This window comes from Duganella margarita, from assembly GCF_009857535.1.
In the GTDB taxonomy this organism is placed as follows: Bacteria; Pseudomonadota; Gammaproteobacteria; order Burkholderiales; family Burkholderiaceae_D; genus Rugamonas; species Rugamonas margarita.
In genome coordinates this window covers 1-22,538 of the sequence record NZ_WWCS01000015.1, presented here as the reverse complement: position 1 = coordinate 22,538, position 22,538 = coordinate 1, and the positions used below count along the sequence as shown (strand labels likewise).

The 22,538-nt window shown below is 65.6% G+C and carries 15 protein-coding genes; 10 read left to right on the top strand and 5 right to left on the bottom strand.

Features of this window, described 5'->3' with window-relative positions:
- Position 1: 1 nt before the first annotated feature.
- From flgC to flgL, 10 genes are all read left to right on the top strand, one after another.
- Complete coding sequence (gene flgC / locus GTP55_RS20610; protein WP_161046732.1) at positions 2-412, top strand: flagellar basal body rod protein FlgC; 411 nt, start codon at positions 2-4, stop codon at positions 410-412.
- Positions 413-434: 22 nt separating this feature from the next.
- A complete protein-coding gene (locus GTP55_RS20605; RefSeq protein WP_161046731.1) occupies positions 435-1,133 on the top strand; it encodes a flagellar hook assembly protein FlgD in 699 nt (232 codons plus the stop codon).
- A 26-nt stretch (positions 1,134-1,159) separates the two neighbouring features.
- On the top strand, positions 1,160-2,710 hold the full coding sequence (locus GTP55_RS20600) for a flagellar hook protein FlgE (RefSeq protein WP_161046730.1): 1,551 nt from the start codon (positions 1,160-1,162) through the stop codon (positions 2,708-2,710).
- Positions 2,711-2,733: 23 nt separating this feature from the next.
- Positions 2,734-3,474 (top strand): flagellar basal-body rod protein FlgF, encoded by a 741-nt coding sequence (flgF, locus tag GTP55_RS20595; protein ID WP_161046729.1) that lies wholly within the window; start codon positions 2,734-2,736, stop codon positions 3,472-3,474.
- A gap of 70 nt (positions 3,475-3,544) precedes the next feature.
- Complete coding sequence (gene flgG, locus GTP55_RS20590; RefSeq protein ID WP_110844736.1) at positions 3,545-4,336, top strand: flagellar basal-body rod protein FlgG; 792 nt, start codon at positions 3,545-3,547, stop codon at positions 4,334-4,336.
- A gap of 10 nt (positions 4,337-4,346) precedes the next feature.
- Entirely contained in the window at positions 4,347-5,000 is a 654-nt protein-coding gene (locus tag GTP55_RS20585; protein WP_161046728.1) for a flagellar basal body L-ring protein FlgH, read from the top strand.
- On the top strand, positions 5,000-6,124 hold the full coding sequence (locus GTP55_RS20580) for a flagellar basal body P-ring protein FlgI (protein ID WP_371868388.1): 1,125 nt from the start codon (positions 5,000-5,002) through the stop codon (positions 6,122-6,124). The genes GTP55_RS20585 and GTP55_RS20580 overlap by 1 nt, the downstream gene beginning before the upstream one ends.
- 12 nt (positions 6,125-6,136) lie before the next feature.
- Complete coding sequence (flgJ, locus tag GTP55_RS20575) at positions 6,137-7,108, top strand: flagellar assembly peptidoglycan hydrolase FlgJ (RefSeq protein ID WP_161046726.1); 972 nt, start codon at positions 6,137-6,139, stop codon at positions 7,106-7,108.
- Between the two features lie 54 nt (positions 7,109-7,162).
- Positions 7,163-9,109, top strand: coding sequence for a flagellar hook-associated protein FlgK (gene flgK / locus GTP55_RS20570; protein WP_161046725.1), 1,947 nt, complete (start codon positions 7,163-7,165; stop codon positions 9,107-9,109).
- 16 nt (positions 9,110-9,125) lie between these two features.
- Positions 9,126-10,400 carry a flagellar hook-associated protein FlgL gene (flgL, locus tag GTP55_RS20565; RefSeq protein WP_161046724.1) on the top strand — a complete coding sequence of 425 codons (1,275 nt, stop codon included), beginning with the start codon at positions 9,126-9,128 and terminating at the stop codon, positions 10,398-10,400.
- Positions 10,401-10,495: 95 nt separating this feature from the next.
- On the opposite strand, the gene GTP55_RS20560 is transcribed toward flgL, so the two are convergent.
- The 5 genes from GTP55_RS20560 to fliO all read right to left on the bottom strand — a co-directional run.
- On the bottom strand, positions 10,496-20,056 hold the full coding sequence (locus GTP55_RS20560) for an SPM autocatalytic domain-containing protein (RefSeq protein ID WP_229258084.1): 9,561 nt from the start codon (positions 20,054-20,056) through the stop codon (positions 10,496-10,498).
- 75 nt (positions 20,057-20,131) lie between these two features.
- The gene (gene fliR, locus GTP55_RS20555; protein ID WP_161046723.1) at positions 20,132-20,983 is read right to left on the bottom strand and encodes a flagellar biosynthetic protein FliR; all 852 of its coding nucleotides are present in this window, start codon (positions 20,981-20,983) and stop codon (positions 20,132-20,134) included.
- Positions 20,984-21,071: 88 nt separating this feature from the next.
- Complete coding sequence (gene fliQ / locus GTP55_RS20550) at positions 21,072-21,341, bottom strand: flagellar biosynthesis protein FliQ (protein ID WP_110844731.1); 270 nt, start codon at positions 21,339-21,341, stop codon at positions 21,072-21,074.
- A gap of 9 nt (positions 21,342-21,350) precedes the next feature.
- Positions 21,351-22,112, bottom strand: coding sequence for a flagellar type III secretion system pore protein FliP (gene fliP, locus GTP55_RS20545; protein WP_110844730.1), 762 nt, complete (start codon positions 22,110-22,112; stop codon positions 21,351-21,353).
- Positions 22,102-22,538, bottom strand: a 437-nt coding sequence (gene fliO / locus GTP55_RS20540) for a flagellar biosynthetic protein FliO (protein WP_161046722.1), incomplete at its 5' end; no start/stop codon positions are given. The genes fliP and fliO, both read right to left, overlap by 11 nt.

Genomic DNA, 22,538 nt, shown 5'->3' with positions numbered 1-22,538 from the left:
CATGTCACTGTTTAATATTTTTAATGTTTCCGGTTCGGCCATGAGCGCGCAGTCGCAGCGGCTCAACGTGGTGGCCTCCAACCTGGCCAATGCCGACAGCGCTACCAGCGCCAGCGGCGAAGCCTATCGCGCGCGCCAGGTGGTGTTCGAGGCGCAGACGCCGACCAATGGCGGCGCCTCCACCGGGGTACGGGTCAAGCAGGTGGTGGAAGACCAGTCGCCGATGAAGATGATGTACGACCCCAAGCACCCGGGCGCCGACGAAAACGGCTACGTCACCATGCCGAACGTCAACGTAGTGGACGAGATGGTCAACATGATGTCGGCCTCGCGCTCCTACCAGAACAATGTGGAAACCATGAACACGGCGAAAACGCTGCTGTTGAAAACCCTGACCATCGGTCAAAACTAAATAAGAGAAACAAGAGGCCATCATGACCATTAGCGGCATCATCGACACGCCGGCGGCGGTGAACAGCACCCCGACCACCACCACGACCACGACGACCGACAGCGTGCAGGCGGACCAGGACAAGTTCATGAAACTGCTGGTGACCCAGCTGCAGAACCAGGATCCGCTGAATCCGATGGACAATGCCGCCATGACCAGCCAGCTGGCCCAGCTGTCGACCGTGACCGGCATCAACAAGGTCAACGCCACGCTGGAATCGCTGCGCTCCGATATCGCCAGTTCGCAGTCGCAAAGCGCGATCAGCATGATCGGCAAGGGGGTGCTGGTGGCAGGCAAGGGCATCGAATTGGCGACCAGCACCGCCGACGACGGCACCAAGACCAGCTCCAGCGTGTTCGGCATCGACCTGGCGTCGGCGGCGCAGAGCGTGACGATCGCGATCCAGGACAGCACCGGCAAGACGGTGCGCACCATGGCCATGACCAATGCCGACGTCGGCACCTACCCGATCACCTGGGACGGCACCCAGGACGACAAGACCGCCGCCCCGGCCGGCAAGTACACCTTTACCGTCACCGCCACCAGCGCCGGCAAGACCTTGACCGACGCCACGCCGCTGCAACTGGCGGCCGTGGCCAGCGTGTCGACCGGCAGCGGCGGCGTCAAACTGAATACCTCGCTCGGGCAGTTCGCCATGAGCGATGTCAAAGAAGTTCTGTAAGCAGTCATCACCAATAGGGGAATACCATGTTCCAACAAGGACTGAGCGGCTTGAATGCTGCATCCAAATCGCTGGACGTCATTGGCAACAACATCGCCAATGCCAGCACTGTGGGCTTCAAGAGTTCGCAGGCGCAGTTTGCCGACTTGTACGCCAACTCGCTCAATGGCGTGTCGGGCAACAACGCCGGGATTGGTGTGACGGTGTCGAAACTGGCGCAGCAGTTCACGCAGGGCAATATCGAGACCAGCAGCAATCCGCTGGATGTGGCGATCAACGGCGGCGGCTTCTTCCGCCTGGTGGTCAACGGCGCGGTGGAATACTCGCGCAACGGCCAGTTCCACGAAGACGCCAGCCACACGCTGGTCAACGCGCAAGGCGCGCAGCTGACCGGTTATCTGTCGAACACGGCCGGCGTGATCCAGCTCGGTTCGCCCGTGCCGCTGACCCTGGACAAGTCCGACCTGACGCCGGTGGAAACCACCACCGCCAACTTTCAGCTGAACCTGAGCTCGGCTGAAAAAGTGCCTGCCACCCAGCCGTTCGACGCCAACGACCCGACCAGCTACAACAAGCAGACCGTGCTCAACGTGTATGACTCGCTGGGGACCGCGCACATCATGACCACGTATTACGTCAAGACCGACGCCAATACCTGGGACGTGTACGCCGCCGCCGACAACAAGGAAATCGTGTCGGCCAGCGTGGCCGCGTCGGTCAACAGCGATGCGAACGTGGTGCAGGCGCGGCTCGACTACAACACCGCCGTGAAGGCGGTGCCGGCCGATGTGAACGCGGTGGCCCAGGCGGCCGGCGCCTACGCTGCCGTGGCGCACGACGCCATGTATGCCGCCGCCCAGACGGCCGGCGCCAGCACTGACCAGCTGGCGGCGATCGACGCCGCCTACGCCGCCATCGACCCGGGCCCCACCGGCTCGGTCACCGGCAAGACGCCGGACCAGATCAACGGCCTGCTGGCCGCCGCCATTACGGTTCCTGCGGTCAAGGTCGGCACGCTGCTGTTCACCAAGAACGGCGCGCTCGACCCGCAAGCCATGGCGCAGATGGACCCGCCGCAAACGCTGCCGTTCCAGATCCAGCTGCCGATCTTCCCGGACACCGGCGCGCAGGAGCCGATGACGGTCGCCACCACCTTCGACAAAACCACCCAGTACGGCAGCGTGACCAACGACCTGGGCTCGACCCAGAATGGTTACTCGGCCGGCTCCTGGCAGCGTTATTCGATCGACGAGAACGGCGTGATCCTGGGCCAGTACAGCAACGGCAAGTCGCGCGCCATGGGCCAGATCGCCATGGCCAATTTCGCCAGCGTCGACGGTCTGACGCCACTGGGCAACAATGCCTGGGCGGAAAGCTCGACCTCGGGTCCGCCGACCATCGGCGTGCCGAACGCGGGCTCGATGGGCTCGCTGCGCTCGTCGGCGGTGGAAACCTCGAACACCGACCTGACGGCCGAACTGGTCAACATGATCACCGCGCAGCGCGTCTACCAGGCCAATGCGCAGACCATCAAGACCGAGGACTCGATCCTGCAAACGCTGGTCAATCTGCGTTAATGGCGCAGTTAAAGGGGTAACTTATGGACCGTCTCGTCTACACCGCGATGACCGGGGCCCGCCACGTGATGGAGCAGCAGGCCACCGTGTCGAACAACCTGGCCAACGCCACCACCACCGGCTTCCGTGCCCAGCTCGATACGTTCCGGGCGGTGCCGGTGGTGTCCGAGGGCCTGCCCACGCGCGCTTTTGTGGTCGACTCCACGGTGGGGACGGACTTCCGTTCCGGCCCGATCGAGACCACCGGGCGGGCGCTGGACATCGCCATCCGCGACCAGGGCATGATCGCGGTGCAGTCGGCGGACGGTTCCGAAGCTTATACCCGCAACGGCAGCCTGAAGGTCACCGAAAACGGCATCCTGCAAACCACCAGCGGCCAGACCGTGATCGGTGACGGCGGGCCGATCGCGGTGCCGCCGGACACCAAGATCACCATCGCCAGCGATGGCACGGTGAGCGTCAACGACGACAATTACGCGCCGGGCCCGGCCAACGTGCTGGGCCGTATCAAGCTGGTCAATCCCGACACCAGGACGCTGCTGCGCGGCGACGACGGCCTGTTCCGCCAGGCCGACGGCACGCCGGCCCAGAACGACCCCACGGTGCGCGTGGTCGATGGCGCGGTCGAGGGCAGCAATGTCAATCCGGTTGATTCCATGGTCAACATGATCAGTCTGGCAAGGCAGTTTGAAATGCAAATGAGCCTGATGAAGAACGCCGAGAATAACGCCGCAAAAGCCACCCAGATCCTCGCTTTGAGTTGATGCGCTCTCCCGCATAATGCTTGCATGGGATGAACAGGTTTGATGTTCGTCCGGCATTGGGAGAAGCATCATGATACGTTCGTTATGGATCGCCAAGACTGGCATGGAAGCGCAGCAGACGCAGATGGACGTCACGTCCCACAATCTGGCCAACGTCAGCACCAACGGTTTCAAGAAGTCGCGCGCCGTGTTCGAAGATCTGCTGTACCAGAATATCCGCCAGCCGGGGGCGCAATCGTCGCAGCAGACCAATCTGCCTTCGGGCATGCAGCTCGGTACCGGTGTGCGCACCGTCGCCATCGAGCGCATCCACACCCAGGGCAATCCGCAGTCGACCGGCAACGATAAAGACATCATGGTCAATGGCAGCGGCTTCTTCACCGTGCTGCTGCCGGACGGCACCACCGCCTACACCCGCGACGGCTCCTTCCAGCGCGACCAGAACGGCCAGATGGTGACCTCGGAAGGGTTTGCGCTGCAACCGGCCATCACCATCCCGATCACCGCGCAGTCGATCACCGTGGCGCGCGACGGCACCGTCTCGGTCAACATCGCCAACACCAACGGCGCCACCACCACCCAGCAGCTGGGCAGTTTGCAACTGGCCACCTTCATCAACCCGACCGGGCTGGAATCGAAGGGCGAAAACCTGTACGTGGAAACCACCGCGTCCGGCGCCCCGCAGCAGAACACGCCAGGCAGCAACGGCACCGGCACCATTTTGCAGGGCTATGTGGAGACGTCCAACGTCAACGTGGTGGAGGAGATGGTCAATATGATCCAGACCCAGCGCGCCTACGAGATCAATTCCAAGGCCATCACCACCTCCGACCAGATGCTGCAAAAACTGTCGCAGATGTAAGGACATGATCATGAAACACGCCATCCCCCTTGTTACCGCAGTTCTGTTGAGCGCCTGCGCTGCGACGCCGACCTCGATCGTCAGCGCGCCGATGACGGCGCGTCCGCTGACCACCGAGCAGATGCAGGCGGTGCCCAACAACGGCGCCATCTACCAGCCGGCCGCGTTCCGTCCGGTGTTCGAAGACCGCCGTGCGCGCCACGTGGGCGATGTGCTGACGCTGGTCATCACCGAGCGCACCTCGGCCAACAAGGCCGGCACCGCCAGCGGCAACAAGTCGGGCAGCGTCAGCGCCACCTTGCCTGGCAAGCTGAGCAGCACCTTCGGCAATCCATTGACGGCCGCCACCACCAACACCTACACCGATGGCGACAACCAGACCGCCAGCAACGCCTTCACCGGCACCATGGGCATCACGGTGGTGGAAGTGCTGGGCAACGGCAACCTGATCGTCGCCGGCGAAAAGCAGATCGGCATGAACAAGGGCACCGAATACATCCGCTTCTCCGGCATGATCAATCCGGACAGCATCGCCACCGGCAACAGCGTGCAGTCGACCGCCGTGGCCGATGCGCGCGTCGAGTACCGCACCGCCAATCACATCGACCGCGCCGAGCTGTCGTCGATGGCGTCGCGCTTCTTCCAAAGTCTGCTGCCGTTCTGATGACCATGAAAACTTCCCTCAAATCCGCTCTGCTGGTCTGCCTGGCGCTGGCCGCGCCGCTGACCCAGGCCGAGCGCATCAAGGACCTGGCCAGCATCGCCGGCGTGCGCAACAACCAATTGCTGGGCTATGGCCTGGTGGTCGGCCTCGACGGTTCGGGCGACCAGACCACGCAGACGCCGTTCACCGTGCAAAGCGTGGTCTCCATGCTGCAGCAGCTGGGCGTCAACCTGCCGCAGGGCGGCACCCAGTTGCAGCTGAAAAACGTTGCCGCCGTGATGGTGACGGCCACGCTGCCGCCGTTTGCGCAGCCGGGCCAACAGCTGGACATCACAGTGTCGTCGATGGGCAACGCCAAGAGCTTGCGCGGCGGCACGCTGCTGATGACGCCGCTGAAAGGCGCCGACGGCCAGGTCTACGGCATGGCGCAGGGCAATGTGCTGGTCGGCGGCGTCGGCGTGCAGGCCGGCGGCGGTGGCGGCGGCAGTTCGCTGACCGTCAACCACCTGAGCGTGGGCAAGATTTCCGGCGGTGCAACGGTCGAGCGCGCTGTCGCCTCGAATCTGGGCGAAGGCAATATGATCAAGCTGGAACTCAACAGCGCCGACTTCGCCACCGCCAGCCGCGTGGTCGAGGCCATCAACGACAAATATGGCGCCGGCATCGCCTACGCGCTGGACAGCCGCGTGATCCGGGTGCAGGCGCCCAGCAGCAGCGACCAGCGCGTGAGCTTCATCGGCACGCTGCAGGACATGCAAGTCAATCCGGCCGAGCAGCAGGCCAAGGTGATCATGAACGCCCGCACCGGCTCGGTGGTGATGAACCGCGCCGTGACGCTGGATACGTGCGCCATTTCCCACGGTAATCTGTCAGTATCGGTCAATGCCGACACGTCCGTCAGCCAGCCGAACCCGTTGTCGGGCGGCCGCACGGTGGTCACGCAGAATCCGCAAGTGGCGATCAAGGCCGATGGCGGCAAGGTGATGCTGGTCAAGGGCGGCGCCTCGCTGGCCGATGTGGTCAAGGCGCTCAACGCCATCGGCGCGACGCCGCAGGACCTGCTGTCGATCTTACAGGCGATGAAGGCGGCAGGTTCGCTGCACGCCGAACTGGAAATCATTTAAGCAGGTACGACCATGACCAGTCCAACTTCGACCAATACCGACCTGAGTGGCAAGTTTGCGCTGGATGTGCGCGATATGGGCAGCCTCAAGCAGTCGGCCCGCGCCGGCAGCCCGGCCGCGCTGAAGACCGCCGCCACCCAGTTTGAAGCCATGTTCGTCAACATGATGATGAAGAGCATGCGCGAGGCGACTCCGCAGGACGGGCTGACGGACAGTGCGCAGACCAAGATGTTCCAGACCATGCAGGACCAGCAGACCAGCCAGAGCATCGCCAAAAAGGGCATCGGCCTGGCCGACATGCTGGTGCGCCAGCTCAACAAGCAGACCGACGCGCAAGCGCTGGCGCTCAGCGGCGAGGCCGCCGACAGCGGCAATGGCGCCAATGCCGGCAGCTTTGCCGGCGTGGCCAGCCTGATGGACGCCAAGCTGCAACGCGCGATCGCCGCCGCCGGCGGCAATGCCGCAGCGACCACGACCGCCGCCACCAGCACCGACGCCACCAGCACCAATAAAGGGTCGCAGGCGCCGCACGTGCGCAGCTTCCAGGAAAAACTGGCGGCGCACGCGGAAGAGGCCAGCAAGGCCACCGGCATCCCGGCCAAGTTCATGCTGGGCCAGGCGGCGCTGGAGTCCGGCTGGGGCAAGCGCGAGATCAAGGGCCGCGACGGCACCAACAGCCACAACCTGTTCGGCATCAAGGCCAGCGCCGACTGGAAAGGCAAGGTGGTCGAGGCCACCACCACCGAATACGTTAATGGCAAGGCGCAGACCAAGGTCGAGCGTTTCCGCGCCTACGACAGCTATGCCGACAGTTTCAAGGATTACGGGAAATTGCTTGTGAGTAACCCCCGCTATGAAAAAGTGCTGGCCAGCGCAGGCGACGCCAGCAGCTTTGCCCAGGGCTTGCAGAAGGCCGGCTACGCCACCGATCCGAATTACGCCTCCAAGCTGACCAGCATCATCAAGCGCTCGCTGGCGGGGTAATCAAGTTTTTCGGCGGTTTGCCGTTAACACGCATAACATAGAGTTAAACATATCATGTCCAGTCTTCTCAGCATCGGTAAAAGCGGTTTGTTGGCTGCCCAGGTTGGCTTATCGACGACCGGCAACAACATCACCAACGCCAATACGGCCGGCTACAACCGCCAGGTGGCCATCCAGGGCGATACCGGTACCCAGTACCAGGGCTTCGGCTACGTGGGCACCGGTACCGAGATCCAGGCTGTGCGTCGCTATTACGATAATTTCCTGGCCACCTCGCTGCGCAGCGCCGAGGCCAACCAGGCGTCGCTGGACGCGTATAGCGGCCAGATCAGCCAGATCGACAACCTGCTGGCCGATCCGACCGCCGGCCTGTCGCCGGCGCTGCAGGACTTCTTCAGCGGCGTGCAGGACGCCACCGCCAATCCGGCTTCGGCCGCGGCGCGCCAGTCGCTGCTGTCGAACGCGCAGTCGCTGGCGTCGCGCTTCCAGGACATGAGCGCCAAGCTGACCGAAATCAGCGCCGGCGTCAATTCGACGATCACCTCCAGCGTCAACGAAATCAATTCCTACGCTACGCAGATCGCCGCGATCAACAACACCATCGCCGGGCTGACCACCGACCAGGCCGCGCCGAACGACCTGCTGGACAAGCGCGACCAGATGCTGACCGAGCTGAACAAGCTGGTCAAAATCAACGTCACGCCGGGCGACAACAATATGCTCAACGTGCAGTTCGGCACCGGCCAGCCGCTGGTGGTGGGCAACCAGCCGTTCCAGCTGGCCACCGCCAGTTCGCCGACCGACGTCAGCCGCGTGACGATCGGCTACCAGTCGTCCAACGGCAACTTCAGTGCGTTGCCGGACAGCGTCTTCACCGGCGGCCAGATGGGCGGCCTGATGGAGTTCCGCAACGGTGCGCTGGACAAGGCGCAAAACGCGCTGGGGCAGGTGGCCGCCAGCCTGGCCACCGCCTTCAATGCCCAGCACGTGCTGGGGCAGGACCAGAACGGCGACCTGGGCACCAATTTCTTCAACCCGATCCAGGCCTATGTCGGCACCAGTACGCGCAACTCGCCGGCCAGCACGGCCGAAGTCACGGCGGTGGTGACCGATGGGTCGGCACTGACCGCCAGCGATTACAGCGTCGATTACGACGGCACCAATTACAACGTCACCCGCAAGAGCGACGGCAAGGTCACGGCGGTGACCGGCTCGCCGCAGGAAATCGACGGCGTCACCTACACCTTCAGCGGCACGCCGCAGGCCAAAGACAACTTCCTGGTACGGCCGACCTACAACGCCGCCACCAGCCTGTCGGTGGCGATCACCGACACCACCAAGATCGCGCTGGCGGCGCCGATCGCCACTTCGGCCGCGACCGCCAACGCCGGCAACGCCAAGATCACCGCCGGCAGCGTTGACAAAAACTATCTGACCGCCGGCAACGCGCTGACCGCGCCGTCCACGCTGACCTTCGACAAGGCCAGCGGCACGCTGTCCGGTTTCCCGGCCGGCCAGGATGTGACGGTCACCGTCAACGGCACGCCGACCGTGTACCCGGCCGGCACGCCGGTGCTGTACACGGACGGCGCCAGCATCAGCTTCGGCGGCGTGAATTTCGCCATCAGCGGCACCCCGGTCGACAAGGACACCTTCACGGTCGGCCCCAACACCAGCGGCGTCGGCGACAGCCGCAACGGCGCGCTGCTGGCCGGCCTGCAGACCAAGAACGTGATGAACAACGGCACCGCCACCTTCCAGACCAGCTACGCGCAGATGGTCAACTTCGTCGGCACCAAGGCGCGCGAGGCGCAGATCAGCAGCACCTCCGCTGATGCGTCGGTCAAGCAGGCCACCGCCGCGCAGCAAAGCGTGTCGGGCGTCAATCTGGACGAAGAAGCGGCCAATCTGCTGCGTTACCAGCAGGCCTACCAGGCCAGCGGCAAGGTGATGCAGGTGGCCAGCCAGTTATTTGATACTTTGCTCAGCATCGGCAATTAAGGAATAGGGGAGCTCTATGGTTATGCGCATCAGCACCAGAACAATTTTCGACACCGGCTCGATGCAGATCACGTCGCTGAGTTCGGCCATGGCGCGCACGCAGCAGCAGCTATCGACCGGCCGCAAGAACCTGACCGCGGCCGACGATCCGATCGCCAGTTCGCGCGCGCTGGAAGTGACGCAGTCGCAGTCGCTCAACACCCAGCTGGCCACCAACCGCTCCAACGCCAAGGGCGTGCTGGGCATCGAGACCACCGCGCTGTCCAGCACCACTTCGCTGCTGCAGGACATCAAGGATCTGGCGGTCAAATCGGGCAACGGCACCTACACCGACGCCGACCGCGAGTCGGTGGCGATCGAACTGGAAGGCAAGCTGGCCGACCTGATGGGCATCGCCAACACCGCCGACGGCGTCGGCGGCTATGTGTTCTCCGGCTACAAGTCGACCACCTTGCCGTTCACCAAAACCGCCACCGGCGCCGACTACCAGGGCGACCAGGGCCAGCGTTCGCTGCAAGTGGGCACCACCCGCACCGTACCGATTACCGATTCCGGTTCCGCCGTGTTCGAGGCCAACCAGACCGGCAACGGCACCTTTGTCACCAAGCCGGACCCGGGCAATGTCGGCCGCGGCGGCAGCGGCATCATCAGCGCCGGCTCGGTCAAGGATGCCACCCAGGTGCTGCCGGGCCACAATTACCAGATCAGTTTCCAGGTGGTGCCGGCCACGCCGGGCGTGCCCAAGGCCACCACCTACACCGTGACCGACATGACCGATCCGGCCAATCCGGTGCCGGTGCCGCCGACGCCGGTGCCGGCCGTGCCGCAGGCCTATGTCAGCGGCCAGAACATCTCGTTTGACGGCGTGCAGTTCGACGTCAAGGGCGATCCGGCCGATGGCGACAGCTTCACGGTCGAGCCGTCGACCAAGCAGTCGGTGTTTACCACGGTGCAGGGTTTCATCGACCAGCTGCGCCAGCCGGGCTCCGGCCCGGCCAACCAGGCCAGCCTGAACAATATGCTGAACCAGTTGCAGGTGAATATCGACAACGCCGCCGCCAACGTGTCGGCGGTCAACTCGGCGGTCGGGGCGCGGCTCAAGGAACTGGACTATCTGGATAGTTCGGGCGATGACGCCGGCCTGCAGTACGCCAGCACGCTGTCGACCTTGCAGGATCTGGATTACACGGCGGCGATTTCGCTGTTCACCCAGCAACAGACCACGCTGACGGCGGCGCAGAAATCGTTCACCACGATGTCGGGCCTGTCGCTGTTTAATTACATCAGCTAATTTTAACCACGAAGTTTTTTCTGCCATAAAAAAACGGCCAGCTTGCAAGCTGGCCGTTTTTGTTGCTGCGCCCCGCCGGAGCAGGGCGGGTGCTGTTACTTCGCCGCCAGGATGCCGTGGCTGGCGCTGGGCTGCTTGCGCAGCCAGTCGTCGTCGCGGGTGGCGGTGGTCACGCCGCTGAGCGCGGTGGTTGCCTGGTAGTGATGCAGCTCGCTGGCCAGCGCGGCCACGCTGTTGCTGAGGCCGCTAGACGGCGTGGTGTCCAGTTTGGTCGTGGCCGGCGTGCTGCTGGCCGCCGTACTGTTCTGGTAACCCCCGATGGCCGAACTCAGCGCACTGACATCGCTGGCGCGTCCTGCCTGGAACCAGACGTCGGCCAGCGCATACGTGCTGCCATCGGTGCTGGTGTAGTTCGATTCCATGCCGATCCAGTTGCCGTGGTCGAAGTTCTTCACGCCTTGCGCCGCCACCGTCAGGCTGGCGATGTTCAGCGCTGCCAGCGTTTTCAGTTCGTCGGCCTGGCTGACGCCGTCCGCATTGGCGTCGACCCACACGCGCAGGCTACCGAACTGTGCATCCTTGCTGTCGATTACGCCATCGTGGTTGCTGTCGATGTCGGCCAGCGCCGCAAAGCCATTGCTGGTCTTGCCACCGCTGCTGCTGGTGGTTGCGGTGCCGAACAGTTCGCTGCCGTCGTTGATGATGCCGTCGCCGTTGCGGTCCAGGGCCAGCAGGCCGTCGCCGGAACCCACCCAGCCGGTGTTGACCTTGGTGCCGTCGGCGCGAATGTCGAAGGTGACGCCGGCGCTGATGTTCAGCGTGTTGATGCCCAGGCCGTCCAGATCGAGCACCAGCGGGCTGGCGGTCAGTGCGGCCAACTGGTCGGTCGAAAGCGAGGCCTTGGCCGGATTGGCCAGCAGCGCGGTGGCCTGGGTCATGCTGAGCGCGGCCAACTGGTCGGTGGTGATGGCTTTCAGCTGGGTCGAGATCAGCGATTTCAGCTGGCCGGTGGTCAGCGCCTTGAACTGGTCGGCGCTGAACAGCTGCACCGTGGCCGCTTTCAGGCCCACCAGTTGCGCGGTTTTCAGCGCCGCCATGTCGGTCGCGTCCAGCGCGGTGATCTGGTCGGAATTGAAGGCGTTCAGCGCCACCACCGACAGCGCGCCGAGGTCGGCCGTGCTGAGGGTGGCGATCTGGGTGGTGGTCATGCCGGCTACCTGCATGGTGGCCAGGGCCGACAGCTGGCGCGTGGTCAGCGTGTCGAACAGGCTGTCGGACAGCGCCGCCACCTGGTCCGAGGTCAGGCCCGGGATTTGCAGCGTGGTAAAGCCGGCCAGCGTGGTCATGCCGCTCAGCTGGTCGGTGGTCAGGCCCTTGATCTGGTTGACCGACAGCGCCGACAGCGCGCGCGTCGAAAGCGCACTGAGCTGAGTCGCCGTCAGCACGCTCAGCTGCGTGGTTTTCAGGGTGCCGATCTGGGTCGAGGTCAGGCCGCTGATGGCCGTCAGGCTCAGCAGCGGGAATTGGTCGGTGGTCAGGTAAGTCAGCGTCAGGCCGCTGGCTTGCTGGGTGGTCAGGTTGGCCAACTGGTCGGTCGACAGTGCCGCCACTTGGGCCGCTTTCAGCGCCGCCATCTGCGCCGAGCGCAGCGACAGGAAGCTGTCGTCGTCCAACGCCCCCAGCTGATCGGTGGTCAGCCCTGCGACCTGGCTGTCGTTCAGCGTGCCCAGCGTGACCAGCGCGTTCAGCTGGTCGGTGCTGAGCGCCTTGAGGTCGGCGGCGGTCAGGCCCGGCAGTTGCGACGATTTCAGGCTGGCCAACTGGTCGACGTTCAGCGTCGCCACTTGCGTGGTGTTGAGCATGGCCAGCTGGGCGCTGCTAAGTGCGGCCACGTCTTCCGCCTCCATCGCGCTGATCTGGTCGGTGCTCAGGCCGGCCAGCGCGGCCAGCGCCAGCGCCCGTGTCTGCGCGGTGCTCAGCGCAATGATCTGCTCGGTGCCCAGGGTTTGCAGCTGGGTCTTGGTCAGCGCGGCGACCTGGCTGGTTTTCAGGGTGGCGATATGGGTGGGGTCCAGCGACTGCAACTGTTCGCTGGTGAGACCGCTGAATTGCAGGGTGGTCAGCGGCGTGAGCGAGTTCAGCGCGGCCAGCTGGTCGGTGCTCAGGGTCTTAATCTGCGCGGCCGTCATGGCGGCGATTTCGGCCGTGCTGAGCTGGCTCATCTGGTCCAGGCTCAGCAGGCTGATCTGCAAGGTGCTGAGCGCGGCGAACTGGTTGGTTTTGAGGCCGGCCAGGTCTTCCTGCTCCATCGCGGCGAGCTGATCGCTGCTGAGGGCACGGATGGCGGCGGTGCTCATGGCACGCCATTGCGCCACCGACAGCGCCTGGATCTGGTGGTTGGTCAGGGTGGCAATCTGCTGGCTCGACAGCGAGGCGATCTGGATGGTGCTGAGGTTGGACAGCTGGCTATCGTCCAGCGCGCTCAGGTTGTCGGTGCTCAGCGCCGGCAATTGGCGGGTGCTCAGCCAGCCGATCGGCAGCAAGGCCAGCTGCGCGGAGCTCAGCGCGGCGACCTGGGCGGTGCTGAGCGCGCGCACCTGCGCCGAAGTCAGACCTTGCAGCTGGTCGTTGCTGATGATCTGGATGTCGGCCGTGCCCAGCGCGACGATTTGCGCGGTGCTCAGCGCGGCCATGTCGGCCGCCTCGATGGCGCCGAACTGGCTGGCGTCCAGCGCGGCAATGGCCTTGGTGCTGAGGGCGCGCAGTTGGCCGCCCGTAAGGCCGGCCACCTGGCCGGTGCTCAGGCTGTGCACCTGGTTCACGGTCAGGCCGGCGATGGCGGTGGTGCTGAGGAAGCTGATCTGGTCGTTGGTCAGTGCGCCGAACTGGTCCGAGGTCAGGGCGGCGATCTGCGCCGATTTCAGCGCCGCCAGGTCCTGGCCTTCGATGGCGGCGATCTGGTCCACGGTCAGCGCCTGCAGCGCGCGGGTATTCATCGCCAGCAGGTCGCCGGTTTCCAGCGCGACGATCTGCTCGGTGGTCAGCGCGGCGGCCTGGGCGTTGCTGAGGGCGGCGATCTGGCTGGTCTTCAGCGCGGCGATCTGGTCGGTCGACAAGCCGGCGATCTGCTCGCTGGTCAGGGCGCGCACCTGCACCGTGCTAAGACCGACGATGTGCAGCGCGTTGAGCTGTTCGGCGCTCAGCGCTGCCAGCACGGCGGCCTTCAGGCCCGCCATGCTTTGCGTGCTCAGCGCGGCGAACTGGTCGCTGGTCAGCGCCGCCAGCTGCGCGGTGCTGAGCGCGGCCACCTGGGCCGACTTGAAGAAGGCAAAGTCTTCGGCGTCGATCGACGGCAATTTGTCGACCGCCAGGCCGGCCAGGCCCTTGATGCTGAGCGCGCCCAGTTGGGCGCCGCTCAGGGCGGCCAGCTGGGTGGCGTCCAGCACGCCGGTCTGGATCGACGTCAGGGCGCCTATCTGGCGCGTGCTGAGCAGGGCGAGGTCGTCGGCCGTCAGCGCCTGGATGCGGTCGGTCGACAGGCCGGCGATCTGAGTGGTAGTGTAATCGGCCAGGTTGCCCAGCGCCGCCAGTTGGGCGGCGCTGAGGGCGCCGATCTGGGCCTGGGTGAAGGCGTTGATGCTGGCGCTGCTCAGGGCGTGCAATTGCTCGGTTAGCAGGAAGCCCATCTGGTCAGTCGTCAGCGCGCGCAGCTGGGTGCTGCTGAGGGCTCTGAAGTCTTCGGTCTCGATGGCGGTCAGCTGGGTCTCGCTCAGGTGGGCGATTAGCGCGCTCGACAGCGAGCGCACCTGGCCGGTGCTGAGGGCGATCAGTTGCGCATTGCTCAAGCCATCGGCCTGGGCGGCGGTCAGCGCCGCCAGCTGGCTGGTCTTGAAGGAGCTCAGCTGGTCGACCGACAAGCCATTGATCTGGTCGCTGCCGAGGGCGCGCACCTGATTGCTGGTGAGCGCGCTCAGGCTGGCCAGCGCGGCCAGTTGGGTATTGTCCAACCAACTGATCTGGCGGGTAGTCAGGCCGGTGATTTCCTGGGTGGTCAGCACGCTGTACTGGGCCAGCGTCAGCGCCGCCAGCTGGTCGCTGCCGAGGGCGGCGATCTGGCGCGTGCTGAAGGCGCGCAGGTCGGCGTCTTCCAGCGCTGCCAGCTGGTCCGGCGTCAGCGCCGCGATGGCGGCGTTCGCCAGGGAGCGGATCTGGGCCGTGGTCAGCGCCGGGATCTGCGCGACGCTCAGGTACTGGATCTGGGTGCTGCTGAGCGCGGCGATCTGGCTGGTTTTCAGGTTGGCGATCTGTTCCGGGGTGAGGGCGATGATCTGGTCCGATGTCATGGCGGCGATCTGCTTGGTGCCAAGCCCGCTCAGGCTGCCGAGCGCGGCGAACTGGGCGTCGCTCAGTGCGCCCAGCTGGGCCGGCGTGAGCGCGGCGATTTCCTGCGAGGTGAAGGCCGCCAGCTGGGCCACGGTCAAGGCCGCCACCTGGTCGGTGTTCAGCGCAACGATCTGTGCGCTCGACAGCGCGGCGATGTCGTCCAGCGCCAGTTCGGCGATCTGGTCCGGCGTCAGCAGCGCCAGCGCGGCGCCCAGGCCGCGCACTTGCGCACTGCTCAAGGCCACCAGCTGGTCTTCGCTCAGCGTTTGCAGCTGGTCGCTGGTGAGCGCGCGCAGCTGGCGCGTGGTCAGCGTGCCGATCTGCGGCAGCAGCAGGCTGACGATCTGGTCGGTGGTCAGCGCGCGTACCTGATTGGTGGTCAGCGGCGCCAACGATCCCAGGCTGTCGATCTGGGTGTTGGACAGGGCGGCGATCTGGCGGGTGCTCAGGCTGGCCAGGATGGCGGTGCGCAGCGCCGCGAACTGGGTCGACGACAACGCCGCCAACTGGTCGCTGTTGAGGGCGGTGATCTGACTGCTGCTGAGCGCGCCGATGTCGACCGCTTCAATCGCCGCCACCTGGCTGGTGGTCAGCGCGCCCAGCGCGCTGGCGCTCAGGCTGCGCACTTGGGCAGTGCTCAGGGCGGCGATCTGGCTGTTGGTCAGCGCGCCGATCTGGGCGCTGGTGAGGCCGGCGATCTGGCTGGTCTTGAGCGTGGCGATGCTCGCCAGGCTGGCGATCTGTTCGGTCGTCAACGCGCCTATCTGCTTGCTGGTCAGCGGTGCCAGCGTGCTCAGCGCCGCCATCTGACGGGTGCTCAGCGCGTGCACCTGGGCGGTAGTCAGGGCGCTGATCACTTGCGTGCTGAGGGCGGCGACCTGGGCCAGCGTCAGGCTGCTGACCTGGTCGGTGCTGAGGCCGCCGACCTGCCGGGTCGACAGCGCCTGCAGGTCGGCCACCTCGATCGCCTGGACCTGGTCGGTGCTGAGCGCGGCCAACTGCTGTGTACTCAGTGCACGCACCTGGGCGGTGCTGAGCGCGACGATCTGGTCGCTGGTCAGCACGCTGGTCTGCTCGGTGGTCAGCGCGGCGATCTGGCGCGTGGTCAGGCTGGCCAGCGTCGCCAATGGCAGCGCGATGATCTGGTCGGTGGTCAGGGCAGCGATGGCCAGGGTCGAGAAACTGGCCAGCGACGGCAGGGCGGCGATCTGGTCGCTGCTCAGCACGGCTTTTTGCGCCGGTGTCAGCGCCGCCACTTCGGCCGTGGTCAGCGCGGTGATTTGCCGGGTGGTCAGCGCCACCACCTGGTCGGTGGTCAGCGCGGCGATCTGGCGCGTACTGAGATTGGACAGCGCGGCGCCGCTGAGCGACGCCAGCTGCTCGGTGCCGAGCGCCTGGATCGCGCGCGTGCTGAGCGCGCGCAGTTGTTCATTGAGCAGGCCGGCCAGCTGGGCGGTGCCGAGTGCGGCAACCTGGTCGTTGCTGAGCGACGCCACCTGGCGCGTGCTCAGCGAACGCAGGTCCGTCAGGTTCAGGTGCGCCACCTGGTCGGTGGTCAGCGCCTGCAACTGGCGGGTGGTCAGCGCCGCGAGGGTTTGCAGCGCGTCGAGCTGGCTGTCGACCAGCGTGCCCAGCTGGAGCGCGGTCAGCGCGGCGATTTCCTGGGTGGTCAGTGCGCGCAGCTGGGCAGTGCTCAGCGCAGCCAGCTGGTCGCTGGACAACACCGCGATCTGGCGCGTGGTCAGCGCTGCCAGGTCGCCGTTGCTGAGGGCGGCGATGCGGTCTGCCGCCAGCGCCGCCAGCGTGGCGGTGCTGAGCGCGCGCAACTGGTCGGTGCCCAGCGCCACCATCTGGGCGCTGGTAATGGCGCTGGCCTGGAGTGCCGACAGCGCGGCCAGCTGCGCGGTCTGCAGCCGGGCGAAGTCGCTGCTGCTCATCTGCGCGATCTGGTCGCTGGTCAGCGCGACGATTTGCTTGGTGACCAGCGGCAGCAGTTGCAGCGCGGTCAGTTGCTCACTGGTCAGCACGCTGATCTGGGTCGGCGTCAGCGCCCGCACTGCGGCGGTGGTAAACGCCGCCAACTGGTCGGTGGTCAGCGCCATTACCTGGTCGGTGCTGAGACGGGCGATCTGGGCGGTGCGCATGGCGCGGATGTCGCGCGTCTCGATGGCGGCGATGGCGTCGAGGCTGAGCGCGGCAATCGCGGCGGTGCTCAGCGCGGCGACCTGCGCGGTGCTGAGCGCGACGATCTGGTCGGTGGTCAGCGCCTGCAGCTGGCCGCTGCTGAGGGCGGCCAGCTGGCGGCTGGTCAGCGTCACCAGGTCGTCGGTGTTCAGGGCGCCGAGCTGGTCGCTGCTCAAGGCGCGGATTTGCGCCGTGGTCAGCACGCTGAGGTTGCGCAGCGCGTCGAGCTGGGCGTCGGTCAGCGCGACGATCTGGTCGGTGGTCAGCGCTGCGGTCTCGGCCGTGGTGAGCGCGGCCAGCTGTTCGGTCAGCAGCACCGCGATCTGGTCACTGGTGAGCTTGGTGATCTGCTGCGTCGCCAGCACAGCGATGTCGCGCGTTTCGATTGCCTGGATCTGGTCGGAGGTCAGGGCGGCGATGCCCGCCGCGCTGAGCCCTCGGAACTGGTCGCCGCTGAGGGCGACGATCTGCGCCAGCGTCAGCGCCTGCACCTGGTCGGAGGTCAGCACGCCCAGCTGGCTGCTGCCCAGCGTGGCCAGGTTGCGCGTCGACAGCGTGCTGATCTGGTCGGTGGTGAAGGCCGCCAGCTGGCGGCTGGTGATGCCCGCCAGCGTGCTCATGGCGTTGAGCTGCTCGCTGGTCAGCACCTGGATCTGCTGGGTGCTGAGGGCACCGACGGCGGCGCTGCTGAGTGCGTTGAACTGGTCGGTGGTCAGCGACGACAGCTGGCCGGTCGCCAGCGCCGCCACTTGCGCGGTGCGCAGCGCGGCGATGTCGCGCGTTTCAATCAGGATCAGCTGATCGGTGGTCAGCGTGTTGAGCATGTCGGTGCCCATGCCGGCGTACTGGGTGGCGCTCAGGTCGACGATCTGGGTGGGGCTCAGCGCATGGATCTGGTCAACGGTCAGCGCGGCCAGCTGGGTGCTGGTCAGCGCCACCAGGTCGCGGCTTTCCAGGCCCACCAGCTGGAGCGTGGTCAGCGCCTGGATTTGCAGCGTGCTGAACGGAGCGAGCGACTGCAGCGCGGCGATCTGTTCGGTGGTCAGTGCGGCGATCTGGTCGGCCGTCAGGCCGCGTTCGGCGGCGCTGCTCAGCGCGGCGAACTGGTCGGTGGTGAGCGCGGTCAGCTGCTCGACCGCCAGCGCGCCGATCTGCGCCGAGCCAAGCGCGGCGATGTCGCGGGTTTCCAGCACCTGCAACTGAACCGGCGTCAGTTCGCTCAGCAGCGTGGTGCCAAGCGTGCCCATCTGCGCGGTACTCAGCGCCACCAGCTGGTCCGAGGTCAGCGCCTGCACCTGCTCCAGGCCGAGCGCGGCCAGCTGGGCGCTGGTCAGCGTGGCGATGGTCTTGGTTTCCAGCGCCGCCACCTGGTCGGTGGTCAGGGCGGCGATTTGGGCAGTGGTCAGCGGCAGCAGGCTCTTGATCGCCACGATCTGGGCGGTGGTCATCACGGCCAGCTGGTCGGGGCGCAAGGCCTTGGCGTCGTCGGTGGTCAGCGCAGAGATCTGGTCGGTGGTCAGCGCCAACAACTGGTCGGCATTCAGGGCGCCGATCTGGGCGGTGGTCAGGGCGCGAATGTCGCGCGTTTCAAGCGCGGCGATCTGGGCGGTGCTGAGCTGGCCGACCACGGCGCTGGTCAGGGCGCCGACCTGGGCCGAGGTCAGCAGCACCACCTGGTCGGTCGTCAGTGCGGCGATCTGGTCCGGGGTCAACGCGCTCAGCTGGGCGCTGGTCAGCGCCACGAAGTCGCGCGTTTCCAGCCCGGCCAGCTGCTCGGTGGTCAATGCGGCGAACTGCGCGCTGGTCAGCAGCAGCAGGTTTTTCAGCGCGGCGATCTGGTCGGTGTTGAGGACGCTGATCTGGTCCGGGCTCAACGACGGCAGCATGGTGCTGGACAAGGCCGCCAACTGACCGGTGGTGAGCGCCACCAGCTGCTCGGCGGTGAGGGCGCGCAGCTGGGCGCTGGTTAGCGCCGGCACGTCGCGGGTTTCCAGCGCCATCAGCTGGTCGGTGCTCAGCTGGCTGAGCATGCCGGTGGTCAGGGTCGACACCTGCAGGCTGCTCAGGGCGACGATCTGGTCGGTGGTGAGGCTGGCGATCTGGTCGCCGTTGAACGCGGCCAGCTGGGCGCTGCTGAGGGCGGTGATGGTCCTGGTGGTCAGGCCGGCGATCTGGTCCGCCGTCAGGCCGCCGATTTGCGCCGAGTTCAGCGGCGAGAGCGTGGTCAGCGCGTTCAACTGGTCGGTGTTCAGCGCGCTGATCTGGTCGGCCAGCAGGGCGGCGATTTCGTTGGTGCGCAGCGCATGCAGTTGGTCGGTGAGGAGGAAGGCGAGCTGATCGCCGCTGAGTGCGCGGACTTGCTGGCTGGACAACCAGATCAGGTCGCGGGTTTCCAGCGCGGCTACCTGGTCACCGCTGAGCGCCGCCACCAGGGTAGTGCTCAGGGCGCTGATCTGCACGGTGCTCAGGCTGACGATCTGGTCGGTGCCGAGGGTGTTCAACTGGTCGGCGCTGAGGGTGTTGAGCTGGTCGGTGCGCAAGGCCTGCAGCGCTTGCGAGCTGAGCGACTGCAGCTGGTCGGCCGTCAGGCTGGTGATGGCGCTGGTGCCGAGCGCGCGCAACTGCAGCGTGCTCAGCGCGGTGAACTGGTCGGTGCTGAGCGCCGGCAACTGGTTGGAATTGATGGCGGCGACCTGCTGGGTGCGCAGCGCGCGCAGGTCGTCGGTTTCCAGCGCGGCGAACTGGCTGGCCGACAGCGCGGCCACCTGGCTGGTGGTCAGGGCCGGCATGTCCTGGGTGGTCAGCGCCACCAGCTGGTCGGCGGTCAGGCCGGACAGGATCGCGGTCGGGATGGCGGCCAGCTGGGTGGTGCGCAGCGCCTGGATGCCATCGGTGGTCAGGCCGCCCAGCGTGGTGGCGGTCAGCTGGGTCACGGCGCGGGTGGTCAGCGCCCGTACCTGGTCGGTGCTGAACCAGCTCAGCTGGTCAGAAGTCAGGGCCTGCATGTCTTCGCTGGCCAGCGCTGCAATCTGCTCGGTCGAGATGGCGGCGATTTGGTCAGAATTCAGGTTGGCGATAATCGAAGTCATTACAGGATCTCCCTAGGGTGCTGCCATGATACGCGTTAAATTTCCTTAAGGAAACCAAAAAGCGACGGGATGAGGCTATTCCGCCATCGGTTGCAGCACCGCTGGCCGAACCGGAACGGTTGCCGGTTTGACTACTTGCGGTCGCTGCGACCAGGTGCGCGGCATCAGCCGCGCGCGCTCGATCCCGTCCAAAAACAGGTTCTGGATCGGCATTCCCAGGTACGGCAGCGTCATGGCGATGACCAGCAGGCCGACGCCCAATGTGATCGGGAAACCAATGCCAAACAAATTCAGCTGCGGCGCCGCGCGGGTCAGAATGCCGAGCGCCACGTTGGTAATCAGTAAAGCGGCGACGATCGGCAACGACAGTTGCACGCCGACGCTGAAAATCATGCCGCCCCAGTCGGCCAGCTGCTTGAAGCCGCCACCGTAGACTGGAAGGGCCGACACCGGCAGCGTGGAAAAACTCTCCACCAGCGCCGACAGCAGCACCAGGTGGCCGTTGACCGCCAAAAAGCCCATGGTCGCCACCAGCGACAGGAACTGGCTGATCGCCGACGACCGGCCCTGGGTGGTCGGATCGAAAAAGCTGGCGAAGCCCAAGCCCATGGTCAAACTGGAAATTTCCCCCGCCATTTCCACCGCCGCGAAAATAATCCGGATGCTGAACCCCATGGCCAGCCCGATCAGCATTTCCTGCATCACAATTAGCAGGCCGGCCCAGGACATCGGGTCGGTGGCTGGCCAGGCCGGCACCGCCGGCGCGACGATGGCTGCGATCATCACCCCCAGGCTCAGCTTGACGCTGGCCGGCACGGCGCTATTGCCCAGCAGCGGCGAGGCGGCAATCAGCGCCATGATGCGGCACAGCGGCCACAGCAGGCCCGCGATCCACATATTGATATCGGCAGAAGAGACGGTCAGCATAAGGGCCTGTTACATTTCCGTCCGGCATCTTTTGTATTGTAGAGCAAGTGCTTACCAAATCGGAAACTGTTACATATTGACAAAGTGACTAGCCCACCAGCAGCGGGATGCCGCCGAACACTTCGCGCATGTAGTCGAGCATGATGGACAGCATCCACGGGCCGGCCACCACCAGCGCCACAAACACCCCGACCAGCTTGGGAATGAAGGACAGCGTCTGTTCGTTGATCTGGGTGGCGGCCTGGAAGATGCTGACCACCAGGCCGATGACCAGCGCCACCAGCAGCAGCGGCGCGGCCACCATCAGGGTGATCTCCATGGCGTGCTTGCCCATGGTCATGACGCTTTCGGGTGTCATCGCGGCCTCCTAGTAGAAACTCTGGGCCAGCGAGCCGAGCAGCAACTGCCAGCCGTCCACCAGCACAAACAGCATCAGCTTGAACGGCAGCGAGATCACCGCCGGCGACATCATCATCATGCCCATCGACATTAAGACAGAGGCGACCACCATGTCGATAATCAGAAATGGAATGAAGATGGCGAAGCCGATCTGGAACGCGGTTTTCAGCTCGCTGGTGACGAACGCCGGCACCAGGATGCGCAGCGGCACGTCTTCCGGCCCCTGCAACGCCGGGCTGCGCGACAATTTGACGAACAGCGCCAGGTCGGCCTCGCGGGTTTGCTTGAGCATGAAGGTTTTTAATGGCGCCGCGCCCTTGTCCAGCGCCTGGCTCATGTTGAGCTTGTTTTCCTGCAGCGGCAGGTACGCTTCGTTGTAGATCTTGTCGAACGTCGGGCCCATGACGAACAGCGTCAGGAACAATGCCAAGCCGACCATGACCTGGTTGGGCGGCGCCGATTGGGTGCCCAGCGCCTGGCGCAGCAGCGACAGCACGATGATGATGCGGGTGAAGCTGGTCATCAGCAACAGCGCGGCCGGGATGAAGGTCAGCGCCGTCATCAGCAGCATGGTCTGGATCGGCAGCGTGTAATTGGTGCCGCCGCCCGGCGCCGGCGTGGCGTTCAGGGCCGGGATGCCGATGTTGGATTCAGCGCCGGCCACCAGCGGCAGCGCCAGCAGCGTCAGCGCGAGCAGCGGCGGGATGTAACCGGACAGCTTATTTGCCATTGCGTTTGTCGATCGTTTGTTTGAACCATTCGGCGAAATTGGCGCTCGGCAGGGCTGCCGTCGGCAACGGTTCGCTGCTTTCCTGGCGCGGCATGGTGGCCAGCGCGTTCATGCGGCCGGGCGAGGCGCCCACCACTATCCATTGTTCTCCCACTTCCACCACCAGGATGCGCTCGCGCGTGCCGACGCTGAGCGTGCCGACCAGCTTGATGTTGCTGTTGCCGCCGCCGAAGTTGCGCGGCCCGAAGCGCTTGGTCAGCCAGGCCAGTCCCAGCATCAGGCCGATGACAAAGATCAGCGCCAGCGAGGTTTGCAGCAGGCCGCCGCCGGTCGACGGCGCGGCCGGCTGCGGGGTCGGGATGGTCATGGCCATCGCGCCGGATGGGGCCGGCGCGGCCGGGGTGACGGCGGTGGGCGGCACGGCGG